The sequence below is a fragment of the Pseudomonas sp. GL-B-26 genome, from assembly GCF_019947405.1.
In the GTDB taxonomy this organism is placed as follows: domain Bacteria; phylum Pseudomonadota; class Gammaproteobacteria; order Pseudomonadales; family Pseudomonadaceae; genus Aquipseudomonas.
Genome location: NZ_JAGYGJ010000074.1, coordinates 1 through 20,310 on the forward strand (window position 1 = coordinate 1; position 20,310 = coordinate 20,310).

The 20,310-nt window shown below is 59.7% G+C and carries 16 protein-coding genes and 1 pseudogene; 5 read left to right on the forward strand and 12 right to left on the reverse strand.

Annotated features, from left to right (window positions below; genetic code table 11):
* Positions 1 to 230 precede the first annotated feature (230 nt).
* The 3 genes from KGB23_RS28995 to KGB23_RS29005 are packed head-to-tail and all read left to right on the forward strand — an operon-like array spanning position 231 to position 5,706.
* On the forward strand, positions 231 to 1,475 hold the full coding sequence (locus KGB23_RS28995; RefSeq protein WP_223433551.1) for an exonuclease SbcCD subunit D C-terminal domain-containing protein: 1,245 nt from the start codon (positions 231 to 233) through the stop codon (positions 1,473 to 1,475).
* Positions 1,472 to 5,113 (forward strand): AAA family ATPase, encoded by a 3,642-nt coding sequence (locus tag KGB23_RS29000; RefSeq protein ID WP_223433552.1) that lies wholly within the window; start codon positions 1,472 to 1,474, stop codon positions 5,111 to 5,113. The genes KGB23_RS28995 and KGB23_RS29000 overlap by 4 nt, the downstream gene beginning before the upstream one ends.
* Positions 5,110 to 5,706, forward strand: coding sequence for a glutathione S-transferase (locus KGB23_RS29005; protein WP_223433553.1), 597 nt, complete (start codon positions 5,110 to 5,112; stop codon positions 5,704 to 5,706). The genes KGB23_RS29000 and KGB23_RS29005 overlap by 4 nt, the downstream gene beginning before the upstream one ends.
* Positions 5,707 to 5,713: 7 nt before the next feature.
* On the opposite strand, the gene KGB23_RS29010 is transcribed toward KGB23_RS29005, so the two are convergent.
* The 9 genes from KGB23_RS29010 to KGB23_RS29050 form a co-directional block, all read right to left on the reverse strand.
* Positions 5,714 to 5,971, reverse strand: a complete 258-nt coding sequence (locus KGB23_RS29010) for a hypothetical protein (protein ID WP_223433554.1) — start codon at positions 5,969 to 5,971, stop codon at positions 5,714 to 5,716.
* Positions 5,968 to 6,180: a hypothetical protein gene (locus KGB23_RS29015; protein ID WP_223433555.1), complete on the reverse strand. Its 213-nt coding sequence runs from the start codon at positions 6,178 to 6,180 to the stop codon at positions 5,968 to 5,970. The genes KGB23_RS29010 and KGB23_RS29015 overlap by 4 nt, the downstream gene beginning before the upstream one ends.
* Positions 6,181 to 6,295: 115 nt before the next feature.
* Positions 6,296 to 6,421 (reverse strand): hypothetical protein, encoded by a 126-nt coding sequence (locus KGB23_RS30195; protein ID WP_256580464.1) that lies wholly within the window; start codon positions 6,419 to 6,421, stop codon positions 6,296 to 6,298.
* A gap of 208 nt (positions 6,422 to 6,629) precedes the next feature.
* Positions 6,630 to 6,809: a hypothetical protein gene (locus KGB23_RS29020; protein WP_008030101.1), complete on the reverse strand. Its 180-nt coding sequence runs from the start codon at positions 6,807 to 6,809 to the stop codon at positions 6,630 to 6,632.
* Between the two features lie 155 nt (positions 6,810 to 6,964).
* Positions 6,965 to 8,134, reverse strand: coding sequence for a lactonase family protein (locus KGB23_RS29025; protein WP_223433556.1), 1,170 nt, complete (start codon positions 8,132 to 8,134; stop codon positions 6,965 to 6,967).
* Complete coding sequence (locus KGB23_RS29030; protein WP_223433557.1) at positions 8,127 to 8,420, reverse strand: DUF5629 family protein; 294 nt, start codon at positions 8,418 to 8,420, stop codon at positions 8,127 to 8,129. The genes KGB23_RS29025 and KGB23_RS29030 overlap by 8 nt, the downstream gene beginning before the upstream one ends.
* Before the next feature lie 98 nt (positions 8,421 to 8,518).
* The gene (locus tag KGB23_RS29035) at positions 8,519 to 10,099 is read right to left on the reverse strand and encodes an aldehyde dehydrogenase (NADP(+)) (protein ID WP_223433558.1); all 1,581 of its coding nucleotides are present in this window, start codon (positions 10,097 to 10,099) and stop codon (positions 8,519 to 8,521) included.
* 10 nt (positions 10,100 to 10,109) lie between these two features.
* On the reverse strand, positions 10,110 to 11,102 hold the full coding sequence (araD1, locus tag KGB23_RS29040; protein WP_223433559.1) for an AraD1 family protein: 993 nt from the start codon (positions 11,100 to 11,102) through the stop codon (positions 10,110 to 10,112).
* A gap of 151 nt (positions 11,103 to 11,253) precedes the next feature.
* Positions 11,254 to 12,576, reverse strand: coding sequence for an MFS transporter (locus KGB23_RS29050; RefSeq protein ID WP_223433560.1), 1,323 nt, complete (start codon positions 12,574 to 12,576; stop codon positions 11,254 to 11,256).
* A 193-nt stretch (positions 12,577 to 12,769) separates the two neighbouring features.
* On the opposite strand from KGB23_RS29050, the gene KGB23_RS29055 reads away from it, so the two are divergent.
* Both KGB23_RS29055 and KGB23_RS29060 read left to right on the forward strand, forming a co-directional pair.
* Positions 12,770 to 14,506, forward strand: coding sequence for an IlvD/Edd family dehydratase (locus tag KGB23_RS29055; protein ID WP_150657573.1), 1,737 nt, complete (start codon positions 12,770 to 12,772; stop codon positions 14,504 to 14,506).
* 252 nt (positions 14,507 to 14,758) lie between these two features.
* On the forward strand, positions 14,759 to 15,478 hold the full coding sequence (locus KGB23_RS29060; protein WP_176471536.1) for a FadR/GntR family transcriptional regulator: 720 nt from the start codon (positions 14,759 to 14,761) through the stop codon (positions 15,476 to 15,478).
* A 177-nt stretch (positions 15,479 to 15,655) separates the two neighbouring features.
* On the opposite strand, the gene KGB23_RS29065 is transcribed toward KGB23_RS29060, so the two are convergent.
* The 3 genes and pseudogenes from KGB23_RS29065 to KGB23_RS29075 all read right to left on the reverse strand — a co-directional run.
* Entirely contained in the window at positions 15,656 to 18,040 is a 2,385-nt protein-coding gene (locus KGB23_RS29065; protein ID WP_046049562.1) for an efflux RND transporter permease subunit, read from the reverse strand.
* A 28-nt stretch (positions 18,041 to 18,068) separates the two neighbouring features.
* Complete coding sequence (locus KGB23_RS29070; protein ID WP_223433561.1) at positions 18,069 to 19,142, reverse strand: WD40/YVTN/BNR-like repeat-containing protein; 1,074 nt, start codon at positions 19,140 to 19,142, stop codon at positions 18,069 to 18,071.
* A gap of 932 nt (positions 19,143 to 20,074) precedes the next feature.
* Positions 20,075 to 20,310 (reverse strand): annotated as a pseudogene (locus tag KGB23_RS29075) (IS4 family transposase); the annotation flags it as partial.

Sequence of the window (20,310 nt, forward strand, 5' to 3'; positions counted from 1 at the left end):
TCGGCTGACAAAGACTGATTGATCGTCGTATGCTTTTTCATGGCCTCGCCCTCGCTGTCGTTGGCTTCTATAAGAATGCCACCGTGGCGCACAGACGCCTCGGCTTGGGCGAGTCCATTCAATTACAAGGAGTCCGTGGCCACATCTACCGTGTTTGCCAGTAAACTCCCTCCCCTTTAGCCGCCATCATTTTCCTCGCGGCCATCACCTTATTTCCTACGGAGTTCACCTTGCGTCTGTTTCATACCTCCGACTGGCACCTCGGGCAGAACCTGCACGGCCAGGAACGCGACTTCGAACACGCCTGCTTTCTCGAATGGCTGCTGCGCCAGCTGAAGCTGGACCAGCCAGACGTGCTGCTGATCGCCGGCGATATCTTCGACACGGTCAATCCGCCGGTCAAAGCCCAGGAACGTCTCTACGATTTCATCGTCAGCGCCCATGAACAACAACCGAAGCTGACCATCGTGATGATCGCTGGCAACCATGATTCCGGCTCGCGGATCGAATTGCCCGCGCCGTTGATGCGGCGTTTGCGCACGCATGCGCTGGGCCGTGTGCTGTGGCTGGATGATGGTCAACTCGACGCCGAGCGCTTGTTGCTGCCATTACCGGATGCCAAAGGCAAAACCGTCGCCTGGTGCCTGGCGCTGCCGTTCCTGCGACCCGCCGAAGTGACCGGTGCGCATTTGGGTGACAACTACCTTCGCGGTATCGGTCAGGTTCACGAATGGCTGATCGAAGCGGCCAATGCCAAGCGCAAACCAGGTCAGGCGCTGATCGCTATCAGCCACGCGCACATGGCCGGCGGCTCGGTGTCGGAAGACTCCGAGCGCAGCCTGATCATCGGCAACGCCGAAGCGCTGCCCGCCAGCCTGTTCGGGCCGAGCATCAGTTACGTCGCCCTCGGTCACTTGCACAAGCCGCAGAAGGTCAATGGTGAAGAGCGTATCCGCTACAGCGGCTCGCCAATTCCGTTGTCGTTCTCCGAGATTGGCTATCAGCACCAGATTCTCGACATCCAATTGAAAGGCGAAACCCTGGTCAGCGTCGAACCCAAACTGATCCCCCGGGCTGTGAATCTGCAACGCATCGGTCCCGCGCCATTGGCGGAAATCCTGCTGCAACTGGCCGACTTGCCGAACATTGACCTGCTGGCCGATATCCAGCGCCAGCCGTGGCTGGAAGTTCGGGTCCGTCTCGATGAGCCGCAACCCGACTTGCGCTATCAAGTGGAAACCGCCCTGCAAGGCAAAGCCGTGCGCCTGGTGCGAATCGCCGCTGAATATGCCGGCAATGGCAGCCGCGATGGCGTCGATGACGGCACGACCTTGATCGAGCTCGACCAGCTCTCACCTCAGGAACTGTTCAGCCGCGCCTGGCAGGACAACTACGGCAGCGAGGTCGATGAGCAAACCCTCAAGGACTTCGCCGAGCTGTTGCAAGACGTGCAGATGGAGAGCGAACAAGCATGAAGATCCTCGCGATCCGCCTGAAAAACCTCGCCTCACTGGCCGGGCCTTTTGAAATCGACTTTACCGCTGAGCCGTTGGCCAGCGCCGGTCTGTTCGCGATCACCGGGCCGACCGGCGCCGGTAAAAGCACCTTGCTCGACGCCTTGTGCCTGGCGCTGTTCGGCGCCGTGCCTCGGCTGAGCAATGCTCAGGTGTCTGCCAAAGCGCCAGACGCCGATGGCGAGATCAGCAGTGGCGACCCCCGCACGCTACTGCGTCGCGGCACCGGTGAAGGTTATGCCGAAGTAGATTTCGTTGGCATCGATGGCCGTCGCTACCGCGCTCGCTGGGAGGCTAATCGCGCCCGCGAGAAGGCCGGCGGCAAGCTGCAAGCCAGCCGTCAGAGTTTGCGCGACATCGATCTGGATCAACTGCTGGCCAGTCAGAAAGTTGAATTCAAAATCCATCTCGAATCCGTACTGGGCCTGAACTTCGAGCAATTCACCCGCGCGGTGCTGCTGGCTCAGAGTGAATTCAGTGCTTTCCTCAAGGCTAACGACAACGAACGTAGCGAGCTGCTGGAAAAACTCACCGACACCGCGCTCTATACGCGCCTCGGTCGCCGGGCGTTCGACAAAACAAAAGAGGCTCGCGAAACCCACAAGCTGTTGCAGGACCAGGCCACCGGCGTGACGCCATTGTCGCCAGAAGCCCGGGCCGAGCTCGATGAACGCTTCAACGAGGCTCAGCAGCAACTCAAGACCCAGCAAGCGCAACTCAAGCAATTGGAACTGCAACACACCTGGCTCAAAGATTTGCGCCAGTTGCAGGACGAGCAGCAGAGCGCCACCGAACAGCTGCAATCGGCCCGGCAGCACTGGGAAGGTCTGGCCGGCGAACGTTTAAAGCTGACTCGCCTGGAACAACTGGCCCCGCAACGGCACCAGTTCGCCCGCAAGACAGAACTCACTGCCCAGCTCACACCGCTGGCCGCGCAGATTCAGCAGCACACCCAACATCAAACCGAACTGAATGAGCGCCAAGCGCTACTCGAACACAGCCTGAGTGCTGCGCAGACCGCGCTGGTCGAGGCCCAAAGCCAACACACCTCAAGCGCTCCACTGCTGCGTCAAGCCTTCGAAGCGCAAAGCACCCTCGCCCGTCTGGTCAAGGATGCCAGTCTCAGTGCCGACCTCAAGCAGCAGGCGGAACTGGCCTGCACTCAGGGCCAAAACACGATCCAAGGCTTGCTAGACCAACAGAAACAGGTCGCCGAACGTTTGCAGCGGATTGCCGGGGAGCTTGAGCAAAGCACCCCTCTGGCGCCGTTGAGCGATGCCTGGAACGCCTACCGTGATCGCCTGCAACAGCTGATGCTGATCGGCAATCGCCTGAACAAGGGCCAGGCCGAACTGGCCGCCCTGGAACAGAGCGCCGCTCGCGCTGCCGAGGACCTGTCCACTCAGCGCCAGAGCCTCGAAGTGCTGTACAAGGAGGCCGGCGCCGAACCGGAAGCGGTGGCCGAGCAGATTCAGATTCTCGGTAGTCTGTTGCAGGATAACCGCAAGCAGCAGCGTGCCTTTGAAGAGCTGACGCGCCTGTGGGCCAGTCAGCAGGAACTGGACAAGCGCGCGTCCGAACTCCAGCAGCGCCAGCTGACCGCTCAGCAGGAACGAGAACGTCTGACCCAGGACGGTGTGAAAGCCAAGAATGAATTGGTCGTTGCCGAACAGACCCTGACCGTTACCCGCGAGCTGCTGGAACGCCAGCGCCTGGCCCGCAGCGCCAGCGTCGAAGAACTGCGCGAGCAGTTGCAGGACGATCAGCCGTGCCCGGTCTGTGGCAGCCCCGACCATCCCTATCATCAGCCCGAAGCCCTGCTGCAGAGCCTTGGCCGGCATGATGAAAGCGAACAGGCCAACGCCCAAAAAGCCGTCGACCTGCTGAAAGAAAAGCTCACTGACCTGCGCGCTGAAGTGGGCGGCGTGATTGCGCAGCAAAAGGAGTTGCTGCAACAGCAAGAACACCTCGCGACCCAGCAACAGGGCCTGGCGCCGAGCCTTGAAGCACATCCGTTATCTGCACAGCTGTTGACGCAGGATGCGGCTAAACGCGATGCCTGGCTGGTGCAGCAAAACAACCAGTTGAACCAAAGCATCACTCAGGACGAACAACGGCAAACCGCGCTGCTCACCCTGCAACAGGACGCCGCGCGCCTTCAACAGCAACTGCGTAGCGCTGAAGCGGCGAACCAGCAAGCTGCCCAGCACCTGGCCAACCAGCAACGTGAGTTGACCAGTGATCGCCAGCGTCTGGACGAGGAGTTGACGGCGTTCAGCACCCTGCTCCCGGCCGATACGCTGCAAGCGTTGCGCAACGAACCGGCCGCGACCTTCATGCAACTGGACCGGCAGATCACCCAGCGGCTGGAACAACTCGATCAGCAGCGCGATGAACTCGGCGAACAGCAACAACGGCAGCAGACGCTGGAGAAAGAACAGGACCGCCAACTCACTCGCCTCCAACAGTTGGAAACGGCCCGCCAGCAGTTCACCGCCCTCGCCGACCAGCAACAGGCCTGCCAGCAAAAACTCACGCAATTGCTCGGCGAACACGCCAGCGCCGAGCAGTGGCAGCAGCAACAGGATCAAGCCGTCGAACAGGCGCGCAATGCTGAGGCGACGGCCAATCAGGAACTGCAAACCGTGCGTACGCGGCTGGTACAGCTGGGCGCCGAACTCAAGGCCCAGCAGGAACGCTCGCAGGCACTGGAAACCGAAGATCGCGAGCTGAGCGGCAAGATTGCCGACTGGCGCGCATTGCATCCGGAACTGGATGACGGTGGTCTGGAAGATCTGCTGAGTGTCGACGACCAGCGGGTCAGCGAACTGCGTCAGCAATTGCAGCAAAGCGAAAAAGCCATCGAACAGACCAAGGTTCTGTTGCAGGAACGCGATCAGCGTCTGCTCAATCATCAAGCACAGCACAACGGCAATCTCGACGCCGAACAACTAGCGACAGCGCTTGCCGAGCTGCAAAACCTGTTCACCGCCAGCGAACACCGTTGCGCCGAACTGCGCGCCGAACAGGCTGAGGATCAGCGCCGGCAAAACGCCAATCAGGCCCTCGCGCAGCAGATTGCCGATGCCTACACCGAGTACCAGCGCTGGGCACGTTTGAATGCACTGATCGGTTCGGCCACGGGCGACACCTTCCGCAAGATCGCCCAGGCCTACAACCTCGACCTGCTGGTGCATCACGCCAACGTTCAGTTGCGCCAACTGGTGCGGCGCTATCGCCTCAAACGTGGCGGTAGCATGCTCGGTTTGTTGGTGATGGACACCGAGATGGGTGATGAACTGCGTTCGGTGCATTCGTTGTCCGGCGGCGAGACGTTCCTGGTGTCGCTGGCTCTGGCGCTCGGTTTGGCGTCCATGGCATCGAGCACGCTGAAAATCGAATCGCTGTTCATCGATGAAGGCTTCGGCAGCCTTGATCCGGAATCCCTGCAACTGGCCATGGATGCTCTCGACGGCTTGCAAGCGCAGGGACGAAAAGTCGCGGTGATTTCACACGTGCAGGAAATGCATGAACGGATTCCGGTGCAGATTCAGGTCCGCCGTCAGGGCAACGGCCTGAGTACGCTGGAGGTGAAATGAATACGCTGTATTCCTTCCGCCGCTGCCCCTACGCGATGCGGGCGCGCATGGCCCTGCGCTACTCCGGCGTGGCGGTGAACATTGTCGAGGTCAGCCTGAAGGCCAAACCTGCCGAAATGCTGGCGCTGTCGAGCAAAGGCACAGTACCGGTGCTGAGCGTCGACGGTCAGGTGATCGATGAAAGCCTGGCGATCATGCTCTGGGCCCTGGCGCAGAGCGATCCGCAGGATTGGTTGCTCAAGGATGACCCTGTCGGTCAGCAACTCATCGCCGGGCTGATCGAAGAAAACGATCAGGTGTTCAAGGTGCACCTGAATCGCTACAAGTACGCCGAACGATATCCCGAGCATCCGATGACGTTTTATCGCGCCGAGGGCGAGGTGTTTTTGCACAGGCTCGATGAGTTGCTGGAGGGACGCGACTACTTGCTGGCCGAGCATCCGAGTCTGGCAGATGTGGCGCTGATGCCGTTCGTACGGCAATTCGCCCATGTCGATCGCGAGTGGTTCGGGCAGACGCCCTATCGGCGTTTGCAGGGCTGGTTGCAGCGGTTTCTGGAGTCGGAGCTATTTACTGGCGTGATGCAGAAATAACACCGACTCACGCCAACACTGAACACATCTGCAACGCCGAGCAATCCACGTGGAACGGCCCGAAGAAATCGTTCTGGCGTTCGATTGGCGGATTGCCGGCCAACAGCCCCAGGGCCTTCGCAGTTTCAATGTTACGAGCAAGGTTGTGATTGGCTTCTATAGTCCGCGCCACCGACCCCGCCGAGGCCTGTCCGATCCCCAACAACGAGGATCCATTGGTCATGAACGCCAGGAAGGCGATGACCCAAAGTCTGTGCCCTTTCATTCCCCGGCGACTCCTGCGAGTTCAGCCTGATCGACCATTGCGGTTTGCGAACGGTGTTCAAACTGGATGCCGGGATGAGCGACTTGAATCGGCGCATCGAGGGTCTGTTGCGATTGAGGCGAGAGGCTGAAAACCAGCACCATGGCTACGTAAAGAGCGATAGCCAGATAGGCGCCGTGTTTGGCAGAAGTGATGATTGAGCTGGCCATGATGTTCTCCGCAGGCATGTTTCGATGCCCACAGAATCGATCAATAAAGCGGTGATAACCACTCAGGGTTATCCATAGTAACCATCAGCTTCGTTGATCATTAAGCCAGTCTATTTCAGTCTTCAATAAAACTCATCATGCGTTCGCGGGCCGCATCCGGCTCGTCTGGAACGGGCTGGGCAGCCGAAAGAATGGGGGTGGAATAGAGAAACAGAAGAACCACGGCCAGACGCATTGCCATGCTGTCGATCCTTATCATGAGAAGGAGTCAAAAAATCAGCGTCAAATTTAAACTCATGGCCATGTGATATCAAGCAATACATTGATAGCAATATGATGCTGTCGTAAACGCGTTATGCAGGAGCGACATCACTCAGGTTTCTCAAAGCTTTTCAGCTCGATCGGCGCAAGTGACTTCGCTCCTGCATAAAGGGTGCAGGGTTCGAATTTCAGGCTTGGGTCTTGTGATCCAGAGCCGCGTAAAAGTTGGCGCTCTGTTGCAGGTATTTCTGGGTGTAGCTCTGGGCGTGGGATTTTTTGTCGCTGATTTCAACGTTGGCGCTGGCTGGCAGAGCAACGGTGGCAGAGATAGCGGAAGCGGCGATTACGGAGAAGAGATTGAAGTTCATGGCGATGTTCCTCGGATTCAGTTGGCTTGCTTGCCCGGTGGGGCCGTGAAGCAAACTTAACCTTCGAGGTTGGCGCCTTGAAATCTTTTGTGGCATTAGCAGATATCAGCGTCATTAATAGAAGGATGCAGGCCCCATCAACCGGGGCCTGCGGCCTATTGACGCACCAGGAACTTGAGGTCGCTCGGGGCATCCATCGGCAGTTTTTGCACGGTTTTACCCAGCAGGCCTGTCTTTGAATCGCGCTCGACGACGACAATCTGGTTGCTTTTCTGGTTGGCGATCAGCAAGAACTTGCCACTCGGATCGAGGCTGAACTCGCGCGGGTGGTCACCTTCTACGGAACGGCGCTGCAGCTCCTTGAGGTGGCCGGTCGCAGGATCGATGGCAAACACCAGCAATTGATTGGCGGTACCACGGTTGCTGACGTAGAGGAACTTGCCATCGCGCGACGCGTGAAGTGCGGCGGTTGCCTTGTCCGAAACGGGTTGCCCCGTCGCCAACTCAACCATTTGCGTTTGCTTGAGTTGACCGTCCTTGTAATCGAACACCGCAACCTGCGCACTCATTTCCATGGTCAGCCACGCGTGCTTGCCATCGGCGCTGAACAGCAGATGACGCGGACCGCTGCCGGGTGGCAACTGGACGGACGCCGGTGTAGCGGCGGTCAAGGGCAGTTCCGGGTTGGCCTTGGGGTCGAAGCGGTAGGCGAAGATCTTGTCGGCGCCCAGGTCATTGGAGAACACATACTGGCCGTCCGGCGAGGAAACCGTGGAATGCACGTGTGCCGACATCTGCCGCTCGGGATTGACCCGGCTCGATGGATGGCTGCTCATCTGCACCACCGGTTTGAGCGTGCCATCGACGCCCACCGGCAACACCGCCAGGGTGCCACCCGGATCTTCAGCCACCGAATAGTTGCTGACAAACAGATGACCGGCGTCAACGCTGAGGCCCGAATGCGTCGGCTCGTTGCCCAGGCTCTGCACCTGATTGATCAGGCTCAGTTCATGGGTTTTGGGATCGATCGCATAACTGCTGACGCGCCCTACCGGATCGGTCTGTCCCGGGCCGTTTTCGTTGACCACGAACAGGTGACGCTGATCCTTGGACAGGGTCAGCCAGGATGGGTTTTCGCTCTTGACCACTTGCAGCGGCCTGGCATCGATCTGCCCGGTGGCGGCGTCGAAGTTCAGGCGATAAATCCCCTGGCTCTGACCGGCTGTGTAGGAGCCGACCAGCAACTGATAGTCGTCGGCCGACGCAGCCTGAAACCCCATCGCGCCGACGCTGCCGGCCATCAACAGTGGCCAGAGCTTACGCATCCTCATTCGCTTCCTCTTCGTCATCACCGCGGAACGCGGTCATGCAGACCAACCGGTGCTCGCCGGAACTGCCGGTGATCAGCCAGCTTTGCAGGGTTGGATCGAAGGTCGCGGCCTGGACTTCGGCCGGGGTGAACTCCCAGTGCTTGGACACACGACCGTCCAGGCATTCGATGTGCAGGTTATCGTCTTCATCGAGGGAGAATTCGAAGGCGTGCAGCCCGTCGATTTCCACCATATCGCAGTGTTCGAGGGTGGCGAGCAAGGTGTCGGTTGCGGCAGTCATGGCAGTCAATCTTTGAATGGGAAAGACGCAATGATAGCTCATTGCGCCTAAGTCCGATGTGGGAGCGAGCTTGCTCCCACAGGGGATTGTACTCGCCGTTAGAGGGCGTCGCGCGAAGGCTGACCGTCCACTAATCGCTGAATACGCAGCGGATTGCCATTCTTCAAGGCATCCGGCAGCAGGCTGTCCGGATAGTTCTGGAAGCACACCGGGCGCAGGAAACGGTCGATGGCCAACGTACCCACCGACGTGCCGCGCGCATCGGATGTCGCCGGATACGGACCGCCGTGGACCATCGAATCGCAGACTTCCACCCCGGTCGGATAACCGTTCAGCAGGATCCGTCCGACCTTCTGTTCCAGCAACGGCGTCAGCTCAGCGAACTGCTCGAAGTCCGCCGGCTCGCCAATGATCGTCGCCGTCAGCTGTCCGTGAAGACCGTTCAATGCGGCGCTGAGCTGCGTCTGATCGACGACTTCGACAAACACCGTGGTCGGGCCGAATACTTCTTCCTGCAGCACTTCATCGCCATTGATCAACAGGCTGACATCCGCCTTGAACAGCTGGGGTTGCGCCTGATTGCCTTGTTGCGTACTGCCGGCCAGGTGCTCGATGCCGGGATGAGCGAGGAGTTTTTGCAGGCCTTTGCCATAGCTGCCCAAGGTCCCGGCATTGAGCATGGTTTGCGCCGGCTGATCGCCGATGAGACCCGCCACCTGCTGCACGAACGCGCTGAACTGCGGCGAACGAATACCGATCACCAGCCCGGGATTGGTGCAGAACTGACCACAGCCCTGAACCACCGAAGCGGTCAGGTCGCGGGCGACCGATTCGGCGCGGGCTTGCAGTGCCTCCGGCAACACGATCACCGGGTTGATGCTCGACATCTCGGCGAACACCGGGATCGGTTGTGGACGTGCGGCAGCCATGTCGCACAATGCACGACCACCTTTCAACGAACCGGTAAAGCCTACCGCCTGAATCGCCGGATGCTTGACCAGCGCTTCGCCGACCCCGCCGCCGTAGATCATGTTGAACACGCCGGCCGGCATCCCGGTTTTTTCTGCGGCGCGAATGATCGCGTCGGCCACCCGTTCAGCGGTGGCCATGTGACCGCTGTGGGCCTTGAACACCACCGGGCAACCGGCGGCCAATGCTGAAGCGGTGTCTCCGCCCGCCGTAGAGAACGCCAGCGGAAAGTTGCTCGCACCAAACACCGCGACCGGCCCGAGGCCGATGCGGTATTGGCGCAGGTCCGGACGCGGCAACGGTTGGCGCTCCGGCAGTGCCTGATCAATCCGCGCCCCATAGAAATCACCGCGACGCAGCACTTTGGCGAACAGGCGCATCTGGCCACTGGTGCGACCGCGTTCGCCTTGAATGCGTGCCGCTGGCAGCGCGGTTTCGCGGCAGACCAGCGCTACAAAGTCATCACCCAGCGCGTCCAGTTCATCGGCAATCGCGTCGAGAAATTGCGCCCGGCGTTCGGCACTCAGGCTGCGATAGGCCGGGTAGGCGGCAGCGGCAGCCTTGGCGGCGGCATCGACTTCTTCGAGGGTGGCCTGGTGGAAACTGTAAGGCAGGTTTTCGCCCGTGTTGGCATCAACGCTTTTGACGATGATTTCGCCGGCAGCGCTGCGCTGACCGCCGATGTAGTTGTGACCAAGAATCTGGATCATGCCTATCTCCTTAAAGGGTGCCAACGGTGCCGGGCTCGAACGCCGCTTCAACCGGTGCAATACCGTTGATCAACGGAGCACCGAACTGGGCCTGACTGATCTCGAACACGTCACCCGGCCGGGTGCGAATGCCGTCAGCAAAGGACAGGGTCGCGGTACCGAAGAAGTGAATGTGCACATCGCCCGGGCGCAGGAACTGGCTGTACTTGAAATGGTGGTACTCGAGGTTTTCCAGGCTGTGGCACATGTTGGCCTCGCCACTGAGAAACTCGTTCTGCCACAGCACTTCACCGTCACGCAGGATGCGGCTGGTGCCTGCCAGATGCTCCGGCAATTCACCGACCCGAAGTTCCGGGCCGTAACTGCAACTGCGCAATTTCGAGTGCGCCAGGTACAGGTAATTTTTGCGCTCCATGACGTGATCGGAGAACTCGTTGCCCACGGCAAAACCGAGGCGATACGGTTTGCTGTCGTGGCCGATGACGTAGAGACCGCTGAGCTCCGGCTCCTCCCCCGCGTCTTCGGCAAACGGTGGCAGCGGGAACGGTTGGCCCGGACGCACGACGATGCTGCCGTCGCCCTTGTAGAACCATTCCGGTTGTACGCCGGCCTGCCCCGCCGTCGGTTTGCCGCCCTCCACGCCCCATTTGAAGATGCGCATGGTGTCGGTCATCGCCGCTTCGTCACCGATTTGCTGATGCATCTTGTCCCGCGCCGACGCACTGCCCAGATGGGTCAGGCCCGTACCGCTGACCAGCATGTGCGCCGGGTCCGGGTGATCCAGCGGTGGCAGGATGCGCAACGTGGCCAACAGTTCTGCATAGTCATGGCTGATGCCCAGGCCCAGGGTTTTCACCTGTTGCTCAAGATTGACGCCCGCCTCGATCGCGGCCAACGCCAGATCGCGAACCGTGCGTGCTTCCTGCACTTCGCGCACCAGACCGTCTTCGACCACGCCCACCCGGCGCTCGCCGTTACTCAATTCGAACTGAACTAAACGCATGATTTTCTCCTGTAAACAAAATTCGAAAACACCGTCGATCAAGTGTGGGAGCGGGCTTGCTCGCGAAAGCGCTGTGTCAGCCAACATCAATGTTGAATGGAAGACCGCATTCGCGAGCAAGCCCGCTCCCACAGGGGATTTTTGTGATGGCTCAGGTGCGGGTAGCGCCACGGGCGCTGGCAGCGAACTGGTCGGCCGGCAGTACGTGCTTGCGTTCCAGCAGGCGATAAACCACGCCGGTCAACACCAGCCCGAACACCATCACACCGGACAAGAAGTACAGGCCCGAAGCCAGGTTGCCGGTGTATTCCTTGAGCGCGCCGATCACGAACGGACCGATGTAACCGCCGAGGTTGCCCACCGAGTTGATCAAGGCGATCCCGGCCGCCGCACTGACGCCGGCAAAGAAGCGGCCCGGCAAGGTCCAGAACACCGCGGTGCAGGAAAACAGCGCGAAGGCCACCAGGCACAACGCCGCCAGTTGCAGCACCGGCACCGTTAGCCACGCGCTGAGGAACAGGCCGATGGCACCCAACACGTAAAGCACTGCCAAGTGGCCGTAGCGATCATTCAAGCGGTCGGAACTGCGCGGAATGATCAACAAACCGATGATCCCGAAGATGTACGGCACCGACGACACGAAACCAGTGACCAGGTCCGTGCCACCGAACTGCTTGATCAGAGTCGGCAACCACAAACCCAGGCCGTAGATGCTCAAGGTCACCGGCAGATAGAACAGCGCCAGCAGCAAGACACGTTTGTCCTTGAGGGCGTGCAACGGATTACCGTGGCGGGTCTGGCCGTACTCCTCAAGATCCTTCTTCAGTTCGCCGGTCAGCCAGTCCTTTTCGGCCTGGTCCATCCACTTCACCTGTTTCGGACCATCCGGCAGCCAGCGCAGCACCGGCCAGGTCAACAGGATCGCCGGGGCGCCGATGACGATGAACAGCCACTGCCAGCCATGCAGGCCGAGAACGCCGTCCATGCCAAGCAGAACGCCGGACACCGGGCCAGTGATCAACATGGCGATGGGTTGGGAAAGGATGAACAACCCGAGGATCTTGCCGCGATGGCGCACCGGGAACCACTGGGTGATGTAGTAGAGAACGCCCGGAAAGAACCCGGCTTCCGCCGCGCCGAGCAGAAAGCGCATCACATAGAAACTGTGCGGCCCCTGGACGAAGGCCATGCCGATGGTGATGGCGCCCCAGGTGACCATGATCCGCGCGAACCAGCGCCGCGCGCCAAAGCGTTCGAGCATCAGGTTGCTGGGGATTTCCAGCAGGAAATAGCCAATGAAAAACAGCCCGGCACCCAGCCCGTAAGCGGCGTCACCGATGCCGAGGTCGGCGCCCATGTGCAATTTGGCGAAGCCTACGGCGGAGCGATCCACATAGGCGATCAGGTACAGCAGGATCAGGAAGGGAATCAGTTTCAGCGTGATGCGACGAATAAGCCGCAGTTCCTGGCTCATGAGATCGGTCTCCGATTGTTGTTGTTATAGAACCTCGGGGGACGCCTCTCGCGGAAAACCGCCAGGGCAATCCCTCCGTTGAAACGGACTATATAGTAATACTATTTATGCAACAACACTTCCAAACGGCCGAATTTGCGCCTATGTTACGCATCAGTCCGAACAATATAGTCATACAATAAGAGAACCGATCATGTCTGATAAGAAACCCACCCTGCGCTCCGCCCAATGGTTTGGCACTGCCGACAAGAACGGCTTCATGTACCGCAGCTGGATGAAGAATCAGGGCATCGCCGACCACCAGTTCCACGGCAAGCCGATCATCGGCATCTGCAACACCTGGTCGGAACTGACCCCGTGCAACGCGCATTTCCGCCAGATTGCGGAGCACGTCAAACGTGGGGTGATCGAGGCCGGGGGCTTTCCCGTGGAATTCCCGGTGTTCTCCAACGGCGAGTCGAACCTGCGTCCAACCGCCATGCTCACCCGCAACCTGGCGAGCATGGACGTCGAAGAAGCGATTCGCGGCAACCCGATTGACGGTGTTGTGCTGCTGACCGGTTGCGACAAAACCACCCCGGCGTTGTTGATGGGCGCGGCCAGTTGCGACGTGCCGGCGATCGTCGTCACCGGCGGGCCGATGCTCAACGGCAAGCACAAAGGTCAGGACATTGGTTCGGGCACCGTGGTCTGGCAGCTCAGCGAACAAGTGAAAGCCGGCACCATCACCATCGACGATTTCCTTGCGGCCGAGGGTGGCATGTCCCGCTCGGCCGGTACGTGCAACACCATGGGCACCGCGTCGACCATGGCCTGCATGGCCGAAGCCCTCGGCACTTCCCTGCCCCACAACGCGGCGATTCCTGCCGTCGATGCGCGTCGTTATGTGCTGGCGCACATGTCCGGCATGCGCGCGGTGGAGATGGTTCGCGAAGATTTGAAGCTGTCGAAAATCCTCACCAAAGAGGCCTTCGAAAACGCCATTCGGGTGAACGCTGCGATCGGTGGTTCAACCAACGCCGTGATCCATTTGAAAGCCATTGCCGGGCGCATCGGCGTGGAGCTGGACCTGGATGACTGGACCCGCATCGGTCGCGGCATGCCGACCATCGTCGACCTGCAACCGTCCGGACGTTTCCTGATGGAAGAGTTCTACTACGCCGGCGGCCTGCCAGCGGTGCTGCGTCGTCTGGGTGAAGCCAACCTGATTCCGAATCCGAATGCCCTGACCGTCAACGGCAAGACCCTCGGCGAGAACACTAAAGACGCGCCGATCTACGGCCAGGACGAAGTGATCCGCACCCTCGACAACCCGATCCGCGCCGACGGCGGCATCTGCGTGTTGCGCGGCAACCTGGCGCCACTCGGTGCGGTGCTCAAGCCTTCAGCCGCCAGCGCCGAACTGATGCAACATCGCGGCCGTGCGGTGGTGTTCGAGAACTTCGACATGTACAAGGCACGGATCAACGATCCGGAGCTGGAGGTAGATGCCAACTCGATTCTGGTGATGAAGAACTGCGGTCCGAAGGGTTATCCGGGCATGGCCGAAGTCGGCAACATGGGCTTGCCGGCCAAGTTGCTCGCTCAGGGCGTGACGGACATGGTGCGCATTTCCGATGCGCGCATGAGTGGCACGGCGTACGGCACTGTCGTTCTGCACGTAGCCCCGGAAGCGGCCGCTGGCGGACCTTTGGCGACGGTGAAGGAAGGTGACTGGATCGAACTCGACTGCGCCAACGGTCGTCTGCACCTGGACATTCCCGACGCCGAACTGGCGGCGCGCATGGCTGATCTGCAGCCACCGCAGCAATTGATCGTGGGTGGTTATCGTCAGTTGTACATTGATCATGTGCTGCAGGCGGATCAGGGTTGCGATTTCGACTTCCTGGTCGGTTGCCGTGGTTCTGAAGTACCGCGCCACTCTCACTAACACCGACAGCTCTGCATTCACAGCAAAAACCTGTGGCGAGGGAGCTTGCTCCCGCTCGGCTGTGTAACAGTCGTAAATCAGTCACCGCGATATTTCTGACACATCGCGATAACCGGTATTGGGGCCGCTTCGCAGCCCAGCGGGAGCAAGCTCCCTCGCCACAGAGCACTCGACGACTTCACATCTGATGATTGCCCGCCGCGCCTGTTATCATGCGCGGCACCCCAACCCCACAGGATCGCGCCGCTCCCCATGGATTACCGCAAACCCTCCGACCGCAAAAGCATGCACTCGCGCATCGTCCAGGAACTGGGCATGCAGATCGTTTCCGGGCGCTTCAAGCCGTGTGACAAGCTGCCCGCCGAAGCCCTGTTGTGCGAGGAGTACGCGGTCAGCCGTCCAGTCCTGCGCGAAGCCACCCGGGTATTGGTCGCCAAGGGTCTGGTGTATTCCCGTCCGCGAGTGGGCACGGTGGTCAAGCAGCGCAAGGAATGGCACATGCTCGATCCGGATGTGCTGCACTGGCTGATGCAAAGCAGCCCGCAAAATGAATTTTTCGATTTGCTGACCAGCGTACGCAGCATCATTGAACCCGCAGCGGCCGCCCTCGCTGCGCAGTTCGCCACGGACGCTGACATCGCCTCGATCGGTGAAGCCTACCAACGTATGGAAGCGGCGCCGACGCCGGAAGCGCTGCTGCAACCGGACCTGGATTTCCATAGCCGGATTGCCGATGCGACTCATAACGACTTGCTGGCCAACCTGTGCAACATGCTGTCGGTGGCAATTGCCGAAGCCTTGAAGCATTCCAACCAGCGACCGAATCTGCATGAACTGGCCTTGCCACGGCATAAGGCGATTCTGACGGCTATCGAGAATCGTGATGCGTTGGGCGCGCGGCATGCCACGTTGGTGCAGTTGGATGATGCGCGTAGTGCGTTGAATGCGGTGCTGGGTACCGATCCCTCATAATCATCACAAATCCAATGTGGGAGCGGGCTTGCTCGCGAAGGCGGAGTGTCAGGCAACATCAATGCTGAATGTACAACCGCATTCGCGAGCAAGCCCGCTCCCACATTGGGTTTGTGTCGAATTTGAGATGTAAAAAAGCCGCAACCATGGTTGCGGCTTTTTTATTTCAGGCTGGGATCAGTGAGCGAACAACGAGTTGCCCTTCTGCCCCGCCAGTTTCTCCGGCTTGATCAAGAACCGCGCCAGTGCTGGCAATAGCCACAGTGCGCCGAACATGTTCCAGAGCAGCATGAAGGTCAGCATCAGGCCCATGTCGGCCTGGAACTTGATGGCCGAGAAGATCCAGGTGCACACGCCAATCGCCAGGCACAGTCCGGTGAACAACACAGCTTTACCGGTGGATTTCAGCGTCTGGTAATAGGCTTCCTGCAACGGAAGACCGGCACGCAGGAAGCTTTCCAGACGGCTGTAGATGTAGATCCCGTAGTCCACGCCAATCCCCACCCCGAGCGCCACGACCGGCAGGGTCGCGACTTTCACGCCGATGCCCATGAAGGCCATCAGGGCGTTGCCGAGTACCGAAGTCAGTACCAGCGGCAGCACGATGCACAACGTCGCTGCCCAGGAACGGAAGGTGATCATGCACATGGTCGCGACGCAGATGTACACCAGGATCAGGATGGTCAGCTCGGATTCCTTGATCACCTCGTTGGTGGCGGCCTCGATCCCGGCGTTACCGGCGGCGAGGATGAATTCCAGGCCTTCCTTGTTGTTCTCCTTGGCGAAGTCCTGCACCGCGTGCACGGCGCGATCCAGCGTGGCGGCCTTGTGGTCGTTGAGGAACACCAGCACCGGCGCCAGGGAGCAACTGTTGTTGTACAGGCCATCAGCCCGGGCGATCGAGTTGTTCAGCACGTCCGGGTTACGCGACAGGGTTTCCCATTTCAGGTTGCCCTCGTTCATGCCCTTGATCATCTGCTTGGACACGGTCACCAGCGAGATCGCCGACTGCACGCCTTCGGTGTTCTGCATCTTCCACATCAGCTCGTCGATCGGCGCCATGGCTTCGTAGCGCGAGCAGCCTTCGGACTTGGTCTTGACCATCACCACCAACACGTCGGAACTGGTGGAGTAATTGCTGATGATGAAGTTGTTGTCCTTGTTGTAGCGCGAGTCCGGACGCAGTTCCGGAGCGCCCTGATCCAGGTCACCGATTTTCAGGTTCTGGCTATACCAGAGGCCGCCGCTGAAGGCCAACAAGGCCAAAACAATCGACACCGGCGCCACTTTCGGGCTGGCAAAATTCGACAGCAGACGCCAGAACGGGTGTTCGCGGTGCGCGTCTTTCTTGCTGCGTTCGACGGCGCGTTTGCTGATGCCGACGTAGGAAATCGCCACCGGCAGCAGGATCAGGTTGGTGAACACGATCACCGCCACGCCGATGGAGGCGCCGATGGCCAGTTCACGAATCACGCCGATATCAATGATCAGCAGCGTAATGAAACCCACCGCATCCGCGAGGATCGCAATCATCCCCGGCAGGAACAGCTGACGGAACGTGCGTCGCGCTGCAGTCAGTGCGTTGTCCGCCTCGCTGGACTGCAAGGCAATCCCGTTGATCTTCTGCACACCGTGGGAAATACCAATGGCGAAGATCAGGAACGGCACCAGCATCGAGTAGGGATCGAGCCCGAAACCAAAGAAGTGCATCAAACCGAGCTGCCAGACCACCGCCACCAGCGTCGTACTCAACACCGCCACGGTGCTGCGCATGCAGTTGGTGAACCAGTAGAGCAGGATCAACGTGATGATGAAGGCGACACCGAAGAACATCACCACCATGACCAGGCCATCGATCAGGTCGCCGACTTTCTTGGCGAAACCGACGATGTGGATCTGCACGTTGGGGTTCTGGGCTTCGAACTTGTTGCGGATCTTGTCTTCGAGTTCGTGAGAGAACTTGCGGTAATCCAGCGCCAGCAACTTGCCCTGGTCCTGCGGGTCCGGGTAGGACTCCAGCAGCGGGATATCGACAATGCTCGACTTGAAGTCGTTGGCCACCAGACGCCCGACCTGACCGGACTTGAGCACGTTGTTGCGCAACAGGTCGAGGCTTTGCTGGGAGCCGTTGTAGCTCTGCGGGATCACTTCACCACCGGCGAAGCCCTCCTCCGTCACTTCGGTCCAGCGTACGCTCGGGCTCCACAGAGACTTGAGGCCGGAACGGTCAACACCGGAAATGTAGAACACCTCGTCATTGATCTGACGCAGAGTCTCCATGTACTCCTTGGAGAAGATGTCGCCATCAGTGGCTTCCACCGAGATGCGCACCGTGTTGCCCAGGTTCGCCAGATCGTTGCGATGCTCCATCATCTTTTGAATGAACGGATGCTCGAGCGGGATCATTTTTTCGAAACTGGTGGACGGCCGGATCAGCGTCGCCTGCCAGAACAGGAAAATACTGACCAGCAGACAGATGACGATCACTGCCGGGCGGTTGTTGAAAATCAGGCGTTCGAGAAACGTCGCCTTGTCATGATGATGAGTGCTCAAGGATGTCATAGACCCGCCTTCTTATTATTTGCCCGGCTCATTTGGACGACCCGTTTTTTCCATTTTCTGCACCGGCGCCGGTTGGCGAGGTGACGCGAACGCCGCCCTGTCCTGCCAGAATCAGATTGCCGTTGCCCGCTGCGGTGACTGCCGAAACGGAAATGCGATCCGGACGGTTGAACACGCTGAAGGTTTCGCCGTTGTCGTCGCTGCGGATCACCGAGCCACCGTTGCCGACGATCACGATGGAACCGTCGTCGAGCAGCGTCGCGCCGGACAGACCGAACTCCAGCGCACCGCGAGCGGCCTTGAGTTCAACCGGCTCCCAGGTCGTGCCGAAATCGGTGGAGCGAAACAGATTGCCCCGCAGCCCGTAGGCCAGCAGCGTGTTGGCCTGAGCGGTGCCGATCACGCCAAACAGTGAGCCTTCGTATGGGCCTTCAAGCTTCTCCCATGTCTGGCCCCAATCGGCGGAGCGGAACATGCTGCCCTGCTCACCGACGATGAACAGCCCGGAATCCTTCACCGCTGCAATGGCGTTGAGGTGGTACTGGTCTTCGTTGTCGAGGCGATCGCTGACATCTTCCCAGTTCTTGCCACCGTCGGTGGTGGCCATCAACGCGCCGTAAGCACCCACGGCAAAGCCGCTGTTGACGTCCTGGAACCAGACGTCGAGCAGCGGCGATTCGCGTTTCAGATCTTCGAATTGCTTGGTCCAGGTGACGCCGCCGTCCTCGCTTGCAAGGATCTGCGCGTCATGGCCGACGGCCCAACCGTGTTTGTCGTCGACGAAATACACCGACGTCAGCAGTTGCCGCGTCGGCACCTTGGCTTGGGTCCAGGTCGCGCCCTGATCATCGGAATACAAAATGTGCCCGCGATCCCCGACCGCCACCAGGCGCTTGCCGGCATGCACGACGTCGAGCATCAGGCTCTTGCTGGCTTTGGCAGATTCAACGGAATAGACAATGTCGGATGCTGGCGCAGCAGAGGCCAGCACAGGTGCCGACAGCACGGCACAGCCCAACAGCGAGAGCGCTGTAGCCAGCAACGCGAATTTGCGTAATGCCGGCGGGCGGCAGATACCCACACCCATGACAGGCTCACTCATAGACCTTCCCCCATTATTATTGTTAGGTCATTCAACCTTTCTGGGCGCCATAAGGGTGTTCTTTGCGATTGCCTTTTCTGGAGCATAGTCCTGAAATACGCAATCTAGAGCCCCTTCGGAAGCTGGCTTATCCTATCGGGGTTTGGAAAGGTCTGACAATCGACGCCACGTTATGTTTTGTTAACCTGGGCGGTTTGCGCATTTGCTGAATGATTTGATATCAGGTGGGGTGATTGGGTTTTGTTGGTCGGTGTGTATATCCGTTACTGCGGCTAAGGCTGCTGGCGGTTTCGCTCTTACAGCGACTCACTTTTCCAGACGCCGAAAAGTAAGCAAAAGGCTTCGCCCCGGCGTACGGCGCCTCGCTAAAGCTCCGCGTTCCCTCGCTCCGGTATCCATCAGGGGGCATCGCCTACGGTCTGCTTCGCGACGACCTCCTCTCGATGTGTGCGGCTGCGCCGCACGGCGCTACGCGCCTAACCCCCTGATGAACACCTACGCTCGGCCTGCCGAAGGGGCGAGAGATCAAAAGCAGAATCAAGATCTAAAGCCACAGCCACAGCAAGATCAAAAGATCGCAGCCTCGTTTCACTCGACAGCTCCTATAGGGGATGGGTGTACACCCGCTTCTCACCACTCAACAGGCCGAGCGTTAGCTCGCCTGCAAGCTTTTGATCTTGATCCACCCGCCCCTTCGGGAGGCTGAGTGGAGGTGTTCATCCGGGGAGTGGCGCGTAGCGCCGTTCGACGCAGTCGAACACGCTGCATGTAGGTCGTAGCGAAGCAGACCGGAGGGCAGTGTCCCCGGATGGATACCGGAACGAAGGAACGCCGAGCCTTAGCGAGGGGCCGGACGCTCGGGGCGAGCCTTTTTTTGCTTACTTTTTTGAGGCGTTTGTCAAAAAAGTGAGTCGCCGTAAGGGCCAGCCCTTTCAAGGTCTTTTGACTTTAGCGGCCTTGAGCACCCGATCCGTCGACACGTGGGCATTCGCGGCTTTGCCTTCAAGCCACTCCTTTGGTTTGGGCACCTTCGGACCTCGTTTGCTCTTGACGACCGCTTTGGGCTGGATGTTTCGAGCGAGTGCAAGCAGGTACTGAGCCAGCCCTCCTGCGGGGATCGGAATGGATGAGTGCTCTGCTGGCAGAGCTATTTGCATACCCTCGTAAC

Bases quoted from the DNA above. Each gene is read 5' to 3' on its own strand.
- KGB23_RS29000 (WP_223433552.1), top strand. From the start codon at position 1,472: ATGAAGATCCTCGCGATCCGCCTGAAAAACCTCGCCTCACTGGCCGGG.
- KGB23_RS29010 (WP_223433554.1), bottom strand. From the start codon at position 5,971: ATGAAAGGGCACAGACTTTGGGTCATCGCCTTCCTGGCGTTCATGACC.
- araD1 (WP_223433559.1), bottom strand. From the start codon at position 11,102: ATGCGTTTAGTTCAGTTCGAATTGAGTAACGGCGAGCGCCGGGTGGGC.
- KGB23_RS29055 (WP_150657573.1), top strand. From the start codon at position 12,770: ATGTCTGATAAGAAACCCACCCTGCGCTCCGCCCAATGGTTTGGCACT.
- KGB23_RS29050 (WP_223433560.1), bottom strand. From the start codon at position 12,576: ATGAGCCAGGAACTGCGGCTTATTCGTCGCATCACGCTGAAACTGATT.
- KGB23_RS30195 (WP_256580464.1), bottom strand. From the start codon at position 6,421: ATGGCAATGCGTCTGGCCGTGGTTCTTCTGTTTCTCTATTCCACCCCC.
- KGB23_RS29005 (WP_223433553.1), top strand. From the start codon at position 5,110: ATGAATACGCTGTATTCCTTCCGCCGCTGCCCCTACGCGATGCGGGCG.
- KGB23_RS29060 (WP_176471536.1), top strand. From the start codon at position 14,759: ATGGATTACCGCAAACCCTCCGACCGCAAAAGCATGCACTCGCGCATC.
- KGB23_RS29035 (WP_223433558.1), bottom strand. From the start codon at position 10,099: ATGATCCAGATTCTTGGTCACAACTACATCGGCGGTCAGCGCAGCGCT.
- KGB23_RS29020 (WP_008030101.1), bottom strand. From the start codon at position 6,809: ATGAACTTCAATCTCTTCTCCGTAATCGCCGCTTCCGCTATCTCTGCC.
- KGB23_RS29065 (WP_046049562.1), bottom strand. From the start codon at position 18,040: ATGACATCCTTGAGCACTCATCATCATGACAAGGCGACGTTTCTCGAA.
- KGB23_RS29015 (WP_223433555.1), bottom strand. From the start codon at position 6,180: ATGGCCAGCTCAATCATCACTTCTGCCAAACACGGCGCCTATCTGGCT.
- KGB23_RS29070 (WP_223433561.1), bottom strand. From the start codon at position 19,142: ATGAGTGAGCCTGTCATGGGTGTGGGTATCTGCCGCCCGCCGGCATTA.
- KGB23_RS29025 (WP_223433556.1), bottom strand. From the start codon at position 8,134: ATGCGTAAGCTCTGGCCACTGTTGATGGCCGGCAGCGTCGGCGCGATG.
- KGB23_RS29030 (WP_223433557.1), bottom strand. From the start codon at position 8,420: ATGACTGCCGCAACCGACACCTTGCTCGCCACCCTCGAACACTGCGAT.